We start from the raw sequence: 13,143 nt of genomic DNA on the forward strand, positions 1-13,143 counted from the left end.
TGGTGCGGGTGTCTTGGTGCGGGTGTCTTGGTACAGGTGCTGCGGGGCAGCCGGCCACAGCCGTGATCCGATGTCCTCCTCACCTCGCCGGGTGAAGGTGTTCGCGAACATCACCGGAACCACTGACAACGGGGGGAAAGCAGGGTGAGGTGGCTGCGCCCTGCCCGGCGTACTCGCCCGGTTCGGCCGGCACTTGATGCCGAGGCCCACCCCGTAGGGCCGCCGACGGTCTGCCCGGAGAGGCAGCACGCTGAAGTCGGTCTGCCCGGAGAGGCAGCGCAGGGGCGTGGACCTGGAAGGCCGGCTTCTACGGTGCCAGGATGATCAGGACGACAGATCACGCTTGTGCGGCAAGGCAGTTCCTGCGAAAAATCCGGTGAGGAGATCCGAAATGCCTTCGTCAGGAGAGCGCGAGCGGCCCGCCGCGGAGGATGCGGCGCCATCGTCCCCGGCCACCGGAAGCACGCCGGACGCCGACGATCTCACCCTGGCCCGAAAGGCCGCCGGGGGCGGAGACGATGGCGCGGCGGCCGGGGCGGAGCTGATGAGGCGTCACTTCGATCCGGCAGTGGCGTACGCGGCGCGGTGCACGGCCACTCCACAGGACGCCGCGCTTCTCGCCGTGACTGCGAGCGAGGCCGCCGTGCAGGAGCTGCCGGCCAATGACACGGACACTGCCTGGCGTCCTCATCTGCTCGCCCTCGTCCTGCGGACCGCCGCCGAGTGGTCCCATGACGAACGGCGGGAACGGCTCAGCGCCGGACTTCTGGCATGGCTGTCGGCACCCGAAGCCTCCTCCGGACAGGCCTCGGACGCGGAGCCCCCGCTGGCCGCGGCCTTCCATCGGCTGCCCGTCCGCCTCCAGGTCGGGCTGTGGCACCTCACCGTCGAGCAGGACGGTGTCGAGACGGTCGCCCGCCTCCTCGGCACGGAAGCGAACGCGGTGCGAGCTTGGGCACCTACCGTCGGGAACAGGCTCCGAAGCGCATACGTCGAGATACTCGAAGAGCACGCGACACCGGCCTGCCGGCCCTTCACCCGCCTCCTGATCACGGCATCCGAGTCCGACCGCCACCGTGCGGACGCCGTCTATGCCACCAGCGGGCTCGAAGAACACCTGGCGGTGTGCGTCACCTGCCGTCAGGCGCTCCAGGATCTGACTCACCTGCGCAGTCCGGGCCGCGGAGCGGCACTGGCCGGGGTGTTGCTCCCCTGGGGTGGTGCGGACTGTTTCCCGAACAGAGCAGCCCCCGGCGGGGCCGGGCGGCCGGTTCCCGGGCCGCACCGCGTAGGGGAAGGCACCACGCCCGGACGCGAACTGCCGGGAATCGCCCGCCGTTTGCAGAGTGTGCGGAGCCAGCGGACCGTCCTCATCCCGCTCGCCGCCTGTGCCACCGTAATCGCCGCAGTCGTTGCTTTCGTGGGAGGGCCCCAGTTCGAGGAGACCGGACACCGGACCCTCCCCCAGCCGTCGGCCCCTGACGACGTCCTCGCCGGACCGACGAGCAGTGCTGCCACGTCGCCCCCGCCTTCACCCCGAAAGAGGCACCGTCCTGCGAAGCAGGTCAGCAAGAGCCCTCGGGCCAAGCCCTCGACGTCACCATCCCCCTCGCACACGCCCCCGCCCCCGGCCTCCGCACTGGCGCTCCCGGGTGCCGGGTTGCGCTGGGACTTCAGTACTGCCCGGCCGAAGGCGATGGGCTCCTCCCCCGGCAGCTTCGTCGGAGGCGCGCGTACCGACGCGGACCGCGGGGGCTCGGCGACGTTCGACGGGACCGGCTACATCCAGTCCGGCGGACCCGTGGTCGACACGGAGCGCAGCTTCACCGTGTCCGCCTGGGTGCGCCCGACGTCGAAGTCCGGGTTCCAGACGGTGGCCGGGCAGGACGGCGGCCATGTCAGCGGGTTCTTCCTCCAGTACTCCGACGAGGCCGACCGGTGGCGCCTTGCCATGGGAGACTCCGACTCGGCTGACGGCGACGAGTCCGACGTGCTGTCGCTCGCCTCGCCCCGGCTCGGTCAGTGGCAGCACCTGACGGCTGTGTTCGACGCGGGCAACCACGAAATCCGCCTCTACGTCGGCGGAGTGCTCCAGGGGCACGACAGGCACTGGAACACTTGGGCGGCGGACGGCCCCTTCACCGTCGGCCGGGGGCAGTGGGAAGGCGCCGCGTCGGATCTCTTCCACGGCGGCATCGATGACGTACGCGTCTACGGCAGGGCTCTCGGTACGCCGGAGGTCGAGACCCTCGCGAAGGCCCGGCCGAACGCCTGAGGAGACTTGTCGGCCGGCTGTCCGGCCGGGGGAACAGCGCCCCGGCAGCCTTTCAGGGGCCATTCCACCGGACCGGGCACAGCGCGGCGGTCTCGGAACTTCCCCGCCTTGACGCAACTCGCGGGCCGGTGCCGTCGTGCGCGGCTCGGCTCCCGGCCGCCGTCCTGCCCGGTGGGGCGGATTCCGCGGCTGGCTTCCTCCCGTACGGGCAGCCCTTCGGGCAGTTGGCGCTCCCCCGGGCAGGCGCACGGAAGCGCTTGCTGGCCCTCAACGGCGGCCCGGCGGCGGTCAACCCGGGTTCTCCACCTGCGGGCCGCCGTCCGGAGCCGTGGCACGATGCGTGGTGACCGCTCACACGCGTCCGGGCACCGGCATGCAGGCGGCAGAAGAAGACACCCCACGGTGAGCAGAGACGTCGCCGCAGGCAACCTGCCAGTAGCCACACCCCCACCCCGCACGGTACGAAAGGTGCGAGACGAATCTTGAACACGACAGAGGACTCCCCCATACCCGCGGGCAGCGCGGCCGGCACCGCGCTGCCCGCGCCCCGGACGCTGCCGCCTCGATCGGCACCCGTGCTGCGGTGGGGGGTGCTCGGCCCCGGCGGGATCGCCGACACCTTCGTCCGCGCCCTGCAGGCATCCACGGCCCAGGAAGTCGTGGCGGTCGGCTCGCGCAGCGCGGAGCGGGCCGAGGCGTTCGCGCGCCGCTTCGGGATACCGACTGCGTACGGCGGCTACGCCGAACTGCTTGCCGACGAGCGGGTCGACATCGTGTACGTCGCCACTCCGCACTCCGAACACTTCACCCAGGCGATGCAGGCGATCGGGGCGGGCAAGCACGTACTCGTGGAGAAGGCGTTCACGCGCAACGCACGGGAGGCGGAACAGCTCATCGGGGCGGCGCGGGCCCAGGGGCGCTTCCTCATGGAGGCGATGTGGCCCCGGTGTCTGCCGCACATGGACGTGGTGCGCCAGTGCCTGGAGCGCGAGTTGCTCGGCGAGGTTCACACCGTCATGGCCGACCACGGTCAGTACATGACGCCGGACCCGCACAGCAGGCTCTACGCGCCGGAGCTCGCCGGCGGCGCGCTGCTCGACCTCGGCGTCTATCCGCTGTCCTTCGCGTCCATGGTCCTGGGGCCCTTCGCGACCGCGTCCGCGATCGGGTCGCGCACCTTCACCGGGGTCGACGCCCAGTCCTCCGTAGTGGTCACCAACGCCCGTGGCGCCCATGGCCTGCTGCACACCACGCTGCTGGCGCGGACCCCGACCACGGCGTCCGTCTCAGGCTCCCTGGCCGGGCTGGAGCTGGAGGGCGCCTTCTACGCGCCGACCAGCGTCCGCCTCCTCGACCGAGCCGGGCAACTCATCGACTGCTACGAGCCGGAATCGCGCGAGCACGGTTACGCCTACGAGGCGGCGGAGGCCGCCCGCTGCGTCGCCGAAGGGCGCCTGGAATCGGACCTGATGCCGGTATCTGAATCCCTGCGGCTGATGCGGACCACTGACGACCTGCGAGAACAGCTGGGGGTCCGGTACCCCGGAGAGTAACCCCCTGCCGCCCCGGCGCCGGCGGACCCGGGCGCCCACCATCTCCCGTGAGGACACAGCAACAGCATGCCCCTGAAGGTACTTTTCATCGGCGGCACCGGCATCATCAGCGCGGGCTGCGCACAGCTGGCCGCAGCGTCCGGTCTCGACCTGCATGTACTCAACCGCGGCCGCAGCACGCTGCGGCCCCTCCCGGACGGCGCGCGGGTCGTCAACGCCGACGTCCGGGACACCGACGCGGTACGGAGGGCCATCGGTGACGAACAGTTCGACGTGGTGGTGGACTTCCTCTCGTTCACCGCGGAGCACGTGGAGGCCGCCCTCGATCTCTTTCACGGGCGCACCGGCCAGTACGTCTTCATCAGTTCGGCCGCCGTCTACGAGCGGCCCTCCCCGCTGCCTCTCGTCGAGTCAGCACCCCTGGGCAACCCGTACTCCGCCTATGGACGCAACAAGATCCACTGCGAGCTGGTCCTGGCCCGGGCCCACGCCGAGAGGGGCTTTCCCGTGACGGTGGTGCGCCCCTCGCACACGTATGACGCCACCGCGATCCCGTTCGACGGAGGCTGGACGGTACTGGACCGGATGCGTCGCGGCAAGGAGGTGCTGGTCCACGGGGACGGCACGTCGCTGTGGACCATGACGCACACGGAGGACTTCGCGCACGGGTTCCTGGGAATCCTGGGCGACCCGCAAACCGTCGGGGAGACGTATCACCTGACGGGTGACGAGGTGCTGACCTGGAATGAGATCTACCGGACCATGGCCGAAGCGGCAGGGGCCGAGGCACGGCTGGTACATGTGCCGTCGGCTGCGATCGCGGCGGCGGACCCGCGATGGGGAGAGGAGCTCCTCGGCGACAAGTCCCATTCCCTGGTCTTCGACAACGCGAAGGTCCGCAGGATCTCGCCCGGTTCCGCGTCCCCGATCCCCTTCTCCCGCGGCGCACAGGAGATCGTCCGGTGGTACGACTCCCATCCGGACCAGCACCGTGTGGACGAGCGCCTCGGCACACTCATGGACGCTCTGATCGAGGTTCACCGCCCCCGCCCTCTGTCCCCTGCCCCCGGGCCCGTATGAGCACCGCGGCCGCCGAGATTCCCGCGCACGGCGCATCCAGGTAAAGAACGGCAGGACGCTCGGCTTCCTCCTGCGGCACTCAAACCACCGCGATGATGCGGGACTTCGGTACGACCGGGCAGTCGAGCGGGCAACGGCGCCCGAGCGGCGCCGACATCGGGCACAGTCATGGAGGACACGGTCGGCCGGGGCCGGAGCTGCCTTCGATTCGCCGTCCGGACCCGCTTCTGACGGCGCCCCCCACCGGGCACGCTTCGTCCGGCGAGCCCCGGCCGCGTCCGGCGCCGCCGGGGCCCCTGCCCCCCACCAGCGGGCCCCGGCGCCTCCCCACCGCTCAGGCGGTGGGGAGGCATGCGTGCAGGTGGGCGACCAGAGCCGGTGACCGACGCGGAGGAAGACCGCAGAGCCCGGGGACGCGCACACTCCTCCGGCCCGCCGGAAGGCCGCGCGCCGTGCTCGGGCCGCTGCGCCACCATGCGGTGCACGAGCGGTGGTGTCCATGCGCAGGTGCGTCGAGGAACAGACGCGGGGCCGTCCCGGACAGGCTCTCGTCCGGGACGGCCCCGCACCGTGGACCCGGCACGGTATGCGGGCCGGGAACGGGTCAGTTGCTGCAGGTCTCGCGTACGTAGGCGTCCGAGCCCGGGGCCGAGACGTCCTCGTCACGCTTGACGACGCTGAACTTGCCCGACCAGCCGTCGCACGCGGCTTTGAAACCCTCGTCGCTGTACTCCACGTCCAGGACGTGGTCGCCGAAGGCCTTCTCGTACTGGGAGCACTCCGGACCGCCCTCGTCACCCCAGGACATACCGCACTCCTCGGTGACGGCGAAGTCGATGCCGAGCGACTTGGCGTCCGGGGCCAGCTCTGCGGTGTTCTTCTGCGCGATGGCGAGGTTCTTCTCATGCGCGTGCTGCACGAGGAGCGTCATGTATGCCTTGGCCTCGTCCGCGGTCAGGCCGTCGAAGCGGGTGTAGGAGTCGTAGTTGTCGGGCTCGATCGCGTTGAAGCCCTTGGAGGCGCAGGTGTCGATGACCGCGTCGACCTTGTCGGCGATCGCCGTGCGCTTGGCCGGGGTGGTGATGTCGAGAGCGTACTCACCCGGCCAGTCCGGGTCCTCGGCCGGGCTGCCGTCCTTGCCCTCGAGCAGCAGGCCCTTCCAGTCACCCTCGTGGTCGGGCTGGCTCTGGAACGCGTTGATGTAACAGATGTTGTACAGGCCCTTGGCCGGGGCGTCCGCGTTGTCGCGGCTCACCACCTTCACACCGGACGGAGGTGTGTATGCCTCGCCGATCTGGTAGTCGAACCCGGCGTTGACCGGAGGCAGTTCGACGGACGCCGACGTGGCGTTGGCCGCCGTGAAGCCCCAGACACTGGCTCCCACAGCCGCAGCGGCTATGGCGGGGATGCCCACGCGCATCACGCGCGAGCGGTTTTTCCTTCGGGAGGACACTCAGGACTCCTTTGCATGCATCAGCGAGCGCGGGGGCGAACTGATCCGGTCGCGCTGCCGAGCGGGGGGACACAGGGGAACGGGGTCGTTGCCCGCCGGGCGCCCGATTCCGGCGGGCAAGCCGAATGAATGCTCCGTACGGAAGATGCCATTGCGTGTTCTCCGGAGGCTCGGGACCTGTCCGGACAGTGCACAGGAATGGCTTCACAGCGGTCCTTCATACGCCTTGCCCATGGATACAGGGGATTTACTGCATTACCAGGCCGAATTCGCACAACCATGCCGGGGGAAGGGCTCGCTGTCGTTCACAGGCGGACACCCGCATCCGGCAGAGCGGAGGGACGGACTTGTCGTGCCCCTGTCTTGGCATCGGACACTATCGGAAAGGGTGGCGCGAAGTCGCCTGCGAGTCCGGGGCCGCCCACTCGGGCAGTCCGGGGGAAACGCCCCTGCGAGCCGCGCGAGTTGCCCCGGCACCGGCGCCACGACGTCTGCGGCCACGTGCGCCGTTGACTCCGCGCACCCCGGGAAACCACTCTGAGCTGCCCGCTCGTCGCCCCATCCGTGATACGCACACCGCGCGAACAGGCTTACGGTACCCACCACGGGACGCAGCCACCGGCCGCCCGCCGGGTGTCCGGCAGCCCTCCTCGTCCTGCCTCCGGAAACAATGAGCGCTGAGGACTGCCTCATTGGGCAGTTCCGGCACGGGACGGCTTGTCGGAGCTCCCGCCGGGTACGTAGGGTCGAATCTCTCTCCCCCCACTTCCAGAGAATCCCGGGAACATTGATGTCCGACAAGCCGCCGAGCATTCGGCAATCCGTGTACGGAACCCAGCTCAGCGACCAGTCACCGTCTTCAGCCGGATTACACCGTAGGAGCCGCCTCAAGCGTTTCCTACCCTTTCTGGTTCCGACCGCCGCCCTTGTCGCGGCGGTACCCTTCCTGCTCCCGTCGGGCAGTTCCGCAGCGCCGGTGACACAGTCCCGGTCGATCGTCTACGACCCCGGTCCTGCCCACCACTGCGACAGCGTGTCGCATGAGTCGACCGGCGCCACCAGCGATGCCGACACCTCCGGGTGTGCGGCCCTGGACGATGCGGAACGCGTCGACACCTCGTGCACCTGGTTCCCCTACGAAGGGCGCTACGGGCACGCCTGTCCGTCCTGGCGGTTCATCACCATCAACTGGGACGAGGACAGACTCCGGCAGTACCCGGGGTACGACCACCAAGTGGCCGGCGCCGAGGGTTCGCCGCTGACGCTGACGATGCAGAACAACGCGAAGAACGTGGGCAACTGCGATCTGCACGAGGTGGCATTCTCGTACGAGTACGTGGGCAGCTCGTTGCGGCGCGACCCCAGCACCCATGAGCCGTACAACTTCTCCGACGGCCGCCTCACGGCGTCCTACGACGCGTACGCCAAGCAGACCGGCGGCTTCACCTGCGACGAGAAGCGCGCGATCCTGACCACCGACCTCATATACACCGTGAACGGCAAGACGAACCTGATCTCCGTCGTCCACTACGACCCGGGCGGCTTCGCGGGCGCGGGCAAGGACGGCGTGCTGTGGTCCAACGGCTGCTCGGACGGCTGCCGGGTCACGGTCGCCGGCCCGCCGATCGAGGCGGGCAAGACCACACACATCTCCGACGACTTCACCGCGCTGGCCACGAAGTACGCCTCCTACCTCGGCGGTGCGGTGCCCAAGTCGTCACAGATCCAGGCCGTCCAAGTGGTCAACAGCACCAGAGGCGCGGATCTGGAGACACGTGTGTCTCACGCGGACGTGACACTCGATCCGTCCTGAGCGCGACGTTGCCCTCAGCCCGGTGGTGGCGGTCCTGGCCGCCGGCGTGGGCATGTTCATCGTCGCTTATTGGGGAGCCCGTCCCGTCGCACTGGGCATCGCGGGCACCATCACCGGGCTCGGAGTGGCCGCCACGCACTTCCTGGGCATGGCCGCGATGCCCGTCAACGGAACCGTCCACTACCGGTCTTCCGTCGTTGTCCTCTCGGTCGCCCTCGCCACCGGTGCGGCGATCGCCGGCCTGTGGTCGGCCGTCTCGGTCCGGGGGTTCCTCGCGTCGCTCGTCGCCGGTCTGATGATGGCCGTGGCCATCTCGGGCAGGAAGGCCGTTCCACCGGGCGATGAGGCGTTCAAAATGGCTGTGCCACCAGCGAGGACAGCCATTTCCGGCGTCTACGACGCCTATCCGCAAGGGCCGCCGCCAGGGCCCGGCGCAGATACCTGACCAGACGCCGCACCGTCCCGGGTCCCGCCGCCGGGCCCGGGGTGTCCCCTCGCCGGGGTCCGGGCCGTGCGCTGCCGGGGCCCAGCACCACGACCACGGTCTTGCCCTGCCGTCCCCGATCGGGACGCAGGTGCACGTGTCCTCCCATCTCCGCGGCCAGCTCATGGACGATGCGCAGACCCCGGCCGTGTTCGTCCGCGGTCTCCGTCTTCGGCCGGGGGCAGTGCGGATGGTCGTCGTGCACCGCCACCGTGAGGCGGCCCCGCGACAGAGCCAGCGAGACCCCCACGCGCGCGGAGACCTGGGCTGCGTGCAGGACGCTGTTGGTGACCAGTTCGGTGAGGATCACAAGGGTGGTGTCCACGACCGGTTCACTGGCGTCGAAGCCCCACTTGCTCAGCGCCTCACGAGCCAGACACCGTGCTTCCCGTGCGGACGCATGGCTGACCGGAAGGGCGAAATGGGATGTGCGGCGTGGGTGGGGCATGCTCAGATCCTTCGGTTCGGCGATGAGCCGGGACGGGACGGCATGCCCGCCACGACAGCCGCCGCGTCCAACCGCGACAGCACCGGGGCATGGGGTCCGCGTCAGGGAACAGGCGTGGAAGACGCGCCTCTCAGGTGACATCGCAACGAGCGGCGGGAACAACCACTTATCTCCCAATAAACCGCCCGGCCCCCGTCCCTACCCCAGGCATTTCCCCTAGGGTCCTTCGTTTGGATCAGGCCGGGCTCGCGGTCAGCGCAGCATCTGCACCATGTCCCGCACCTGTCGACGGTTTTCCATGCCTGCCTTCCCGTAGATGTGCCGCAGGTGGTACTCGACGGTCTTCGTCGTCACGTACAGCTCGCGGGCGATCTCCTTGTTCGTCCAGCCCTGGCCGACGAGTTTGGCGACGTCCTGTTCCCGATCGGTCAGGCTCACCCAGAGGCGCTGCGCCCCGGATATGCCGGCCGTGCTGTCCGTCCGGCGCAGCAGTTCACCGCACTGTGCCTCCAGCGGGGCGGCGCCCATCTCACGCAGCTTGGCCGATGCCTGTGTCAGCTGTCGTACCGCCTCGTTGGCGTCGCCGCTCTCGATCAGGAGGCGACCGTAGTCGCAGCGGAGCATGGCCCGGTGCAGTGCGGGTTCTCCGCCATCGGAGCTCACGGCCAGTCCGTCGCGGAGATGGCGCAGCGCGGCACGGTGGTCATGGCGCGCTGCACTGGCGTTCCCGCGCACCCAGGCGGTGCAGACCGCCGTGAGCGCGCTGTGGGACTCCAGCTGGTCCAGCCTGGCCGCGACGTCCTCGGCGGCGTCGGCCTCCCCCAGCCGGGCAGAGGCCACTCCCAGCTGTGGGAGGGCCCAGACCGCGTAGATCCGGGCGCGTCCCCGGTGGGCCGGCTCGTGGAGCACACGGGCCAGCGGATCGACCACGGCATGCCATTCCTGGCGGGCGAACGCCACCGTCGAGGCCGACTGGACCAGATGGAAGTACGGGCCGCTGAAGTCCGACGCCGCCTCAATGGACCGGACTTCGGCCAGATCCTCCTGCGCCGTGCTCCACCGTCCTTGCAGCGCGGCGAGCGAGGCGCTGATGCTGTGCAGCACGGCGAAGTCGGTCTCCCTGCCCATCGTTTGTGCCTCGTCGAGGGCCAGCGACAGCATGCGGTGGGCCTCTGTCAGCTCCCCCAGCAGCATGCGAGCGGCGACGGCGTGGATGACGGCGCCGAAGTCGTTGCGCCGGGCCACGCCGGGCGTCTTCCGCCGGGAGACCACGGTGAGATCGCCCAGCGCACCGTGCAGTTGACCCGACAGACCGCGGAGGATGCCCCGGCACGCCAGAGAACCCAGGTCGTGCACGGAGACCTCGGTCGGGTTCTCCCGCAGGTGGGAAAGCGTGCGCAGGGCTTCGGCCGGTCCGCTGAGCAGAGCGCTCGCGAAGGCGATCACCGATTGCGCCTGCCCGACCACGGACGGGTCCGAGCTGTGGGCAATGGCGTACTGGGCAGCCTGCACTGCCTGCCGGCCGATTCCGAGGGAGCCCTGGACGGAGGCCAGTTCCGCCGAGGTCCGGCCCGCGCTCTCTTCGTCGCTGCCGTAGCCGCGCCGGGCCATGCGCAGGTACTCGGCGGCTCCCGCGTCGTGTCCGCGGGCCACTTCGAGGAAGCCGAGCACCTCGCTGCGCTCGGGGCCGGCCGCGGTGGCCAGCACCCGCGGGGCATGGGTCAGGGCGAGCTGGTAGTGCCCGCTGACCACCAGCAGTCGCACCGCCCGCAGAAGCGCCGTGCTGCGCGCCGCCCCGTCCGGGTCGACCTCCGCGATGCCCAGAAGGTACTGGGCGGCGAGTGACGAGTCTCCCTGACTCAGCTCGGTGCCCACCTCTGCACGGAGCTGCTGGGCAAGCTCGGCGTCGTAGGACTCGGCGGCTGCGATCCGGTGCCGCCAGTGTTCAGGCGGGGCGAGAACGTCGGCGGCGCGCCGGTGGAGCCGCTTGCGCTGCGCGGCTGGGATACCGGCGTACAGGGCGTCCCCTTGTCCCGCATGGATCAGCGCGATCCTCTCGTGGCCGCTGCCGACGGCCAGCCATCGGGCCGCGCCCTCCCTGATCAGGGGCTCGACGGCGTCGGTGACGGTCGACGACCCGGTCAGCCGTTGCAGTACGGGCAGGTCGGCCGGGGCCCCGAGGACAGCCAGCGCCTGGAGTGCGCAGGTGCTGTCCGAGGGGAAGGACGTGGACCAGTCCTGCACGATCTGCGTCAAGGACGGGGGCACCGGCCCGTGCGCGGGGTTCTCGGGCAGCAACCCGCCCGTAGTGGCGGCATGCACCAGAGCCCGCAGATACAGCGGGTTTCCGGCACTCCACCGGTGCACCACCGCCAGCCGCGAGGCGGAGACGGGGACGGGGCTCATGGCTGCCAGGACGTCTCGGGTCTCCGCCCTGGTCAGGCCGGTCAGCTCGATATGTGTGGTGCCGGGGCGGTCTCGCACGAAGCCCATGTCCTTGCGGCTCTGGTGGACGTGTTCGGTGTTCACCACCGTGAGTACGCGCTCTTCGGGCATCCGCAGGAGCATGAAGCCGAACGCCCGGAGCGAGCCGGTGTCCACATGGTGGGCGTCCTCGACGAGGAGAACCAGCGGCTGATCGGCCTTGAAGTCGTCGACTGCCTCGATCAGGGCACCACCGGCGGTCAGCACGGTACTGTCGCCCGGGATCTTCTGCTGCGTACGCCCTCCCCCGGCCCCGGCGCGCAGGGTCTGGAGCAGCCGGTTGGCGGCGGCGAACTCGATCAGCCGCTCCCCGGGCGCCCCCTCGACAGCCACCTGCCGGTATCCGGACAGTCCTGATGTCAGCGCCTCGACGAGGGTGGTCTTGCCGATGCCGGCGGGCCCACTGAGGAAAACGACCTGTCGCGTCCCACGGGCGGCCATTTCAGCGAGGTCGGACATCCGGCGCAACTGTTCGGCGCGCCCTGTCGGAGCATGCACTGCGGCCATGATCGTGCCTCTCCGCCGCCTGGGGCAGCGCCGCCCCGGCAGCCGGGCTTGTCGGCCGTCCGCGGTGGGACGCCGGCCACCCCCGCCCCACCAGGGTCCCACCGCCATCCGCCCCGGCGCACGCGCACCGGGCCGGGCCGGGCCACACACGTATCACCACGCGGGCCCATGCGCCGCCCGGCCCCGGCCGGGCCCGTCAGATGAGCCCCTCCCGGATGGTGTAGGCCACGGCGTGGGAGCGGTTGCGCAGGTGAAAGCGGTGCGTGATGTCATGCAGGACGTTCTTCACTGTTCTTTCCGAGTAGGCAAGGCGCGTGGCTATCTCGCGTGTATCGAGACCCTCAGCCACCAGCTTGAGGACCTCTTCCTCCCGCTCGGTCAGTCCGGTTGCCCCCGGCGCGCGTGACGTCGGCTTGCGCTCCTCCACTTGCGAGACCCTCTTCAGCAGGCGGCCGAGGAGGTCCGGTGGGACGACACCGGCGCCGCGGTGGACGGATGTGACCACCTGTACGAGCTGGTCGGGCGTGGCCTCCCGTCGCCGCACCACACCGCTCACACCTGACTCGATGGCCGCCATCAGTCCCGGGTCGTCCATCTCCGACACGACGGCCACGACGTGCCGCAAGCCCTTGCTGCGCATGCTGCGCACCAGCCCCGTCGCTTCCTCGTCCATCGTGTCGACGACGATGAGGCCGACGGTCCGCGGCGTGATCTGGTGCACGCCGACGACCCGGACTTCGGCCCGGTTGCTGAGGGCGGCGGAAATGCCCGCGGCGGAAATGGGGTCCATCGCCTGCACGTAAAGGAAAATCCGGTCTGAAGCCACGTCTCCGGGCATCCTTTCGGTCCATCTGCCGGCCGCCCCTTCCCTCACGGGCAGGCCCGTACTTGCCCGATCAGCCTTTCGGATCGGGCAAGTACGGGCCATGGCTTCAGACGTGCATGAGTTGCACTGAACCGGTGATCCGATGCGGTTCGGCAAGTTGTCCACCGGGCAAGTCGCGGGGACGCGATCCACCGGACACGTCGCAGCGACGCGATCTGCC

At 70.0% G+C, this 13,143-nt stretch carries 9 protein-coding genes; 5 read left to right on the top strand and 4 right to left on the bottom strand.

The features are described 5' to 3' along the window. Nucleotides 1-391 precede the first annotated feature (391 nt). The 3 genes from OG285_RS01095 to OG285_RS01105 all read left to right on the top strand — a co-directional run bounded on the left by OG285_RS01095 (nt 392) and on the right by OG285_RS01105 (nt 4,908). A complete protein-coding gene (locus OG285_RS01095) occupies nt 392-2,275 on the top strand; it encodes a LamG-like jellyroll fold domain-containing protein (protein WP_371789843.1) in 1,884 nt (627 codons plus the stop codon). Between the two features lie 482 nt (nt 2,276-2,757). Beyond that, nucleotides 2,758-3,828, top strand: a complete 1,071-nt coding sequence (locus OG285_RS01100; RefSeq protein ID WP_371789844.1) for a Gfo/Idh/MocA family protein — start codon at nt 2,758-2,760, stop codon at nt 3,826-3,828. Between the two features lie 66 nt (nt 3,829-3,894). Then, nucleotides 3,895-4,908, top strand: coding sequence for an SDR family oxidoreductase (locus OG285_RS01105; RefSeq protein WP_371789845.1), 1,014 nt, complete (start codon nt 3,895-3,897; stop codon nt 4,906-4,908). Between the two features lie 604 nt (nt 4,909-5,512). Here the strand turns inward: OG285_RS01105 and OG285_RS01110 are convergent. After that, nucleotides 5,513-6,361 (bottom strand): endo alpha-1,4 polygalactosaminidase, encoded by an 849-nt coding sequence (locus tag OG285_RS01110; protein WP_371789846.1) that lies wholly within the window; start codon nt 6,359-6,361, stop codon nt 5,513-5,515. A 976-nt stretch (nt 6,362-7,337) separates the two neighbouring features. Here OG285_RS01110 and OG285_RS01115 point away from each other — a divergent pair. Both OG285_RS01115 and OG285_RS01120 read left to right on the top strand, forming a co-directional pair. Continuing rightward, entirely contained in the window at nt 7,338-8,174 is an 837-nt protein-coding gene (locus OG285_RS01115) for a hypothetical protein (protein ID WP_356835438.1), read from the top strand. A gap of 22 nt (nt 8,175-8,196) precedes the next feature. Beyond that, on the top strand, nt 8,197-8,619 hold the full coding sequence (locus tag OG285_RS01120) for an MHYT domain-containing protein (RefSeq protein ID WP_371789847.1): 423 nt from the start codon (nt 8,197-8,199) through the stop codon (nt 8,617-8,619). Here the strand turns inward: OG285_RS01120 and OG285_RS01125 are convergent. From OG285_RS01125 to OG285_RS01135, 3 genes are all read right to left on the bottom strand, one after another. Further along, nucleotides 8,525-9,106, bottom strand: coding sequence for an ATP-binding protein (locus OG285_RS01125; RefSeq protein WP_371789848.1), 582 nt, complete (start codon nt 9,104-9,106; stop codon nt 8,525-8,527). The two genes, OG285_RS01120 and OG285_RS01125, sit on opposite strands and share 95 nt — an antisense overlap. A gap of 252 nt (nt 9,107-9,358) precedes the next feature. Continuing rightward, nucleotides 9,359-12,097, bottom strand: coding sequence for an AAA family ATPase (locus tag OG285_RS01130; RefSeq protein ID WP_371789849.1), 2,739 nt, complete (start codon nt 12,095-12,097; stop codon nt 9,359-9,361). A gap of 196 nt (nt 12,098-12,293) precedes the next feature. Continuing rightward, the gene (locus OG285_RS01135; RefSeq protein ID WP_371789850.1) at nt 12,294-12,923 is read right to left on the bottom strand and encodes a response regulator transcription factor; all 630 of its coding nucleotides are present in this window, start codon (nt 12,921-12,923) and stop codon (nt 12,294-12,296) included. Nucleotides 12,924-13,143 lie beyond the last annotated feature (220 nt).

Source organism: Streptomyces sp. NBC_01471 (assembly GCF_041438865.1).
Classification (GTDB): Bacteria; Actinomycetota; Actinomycetes; order Streptomycetales; family Streptomycetaceae; genus Streptomyces.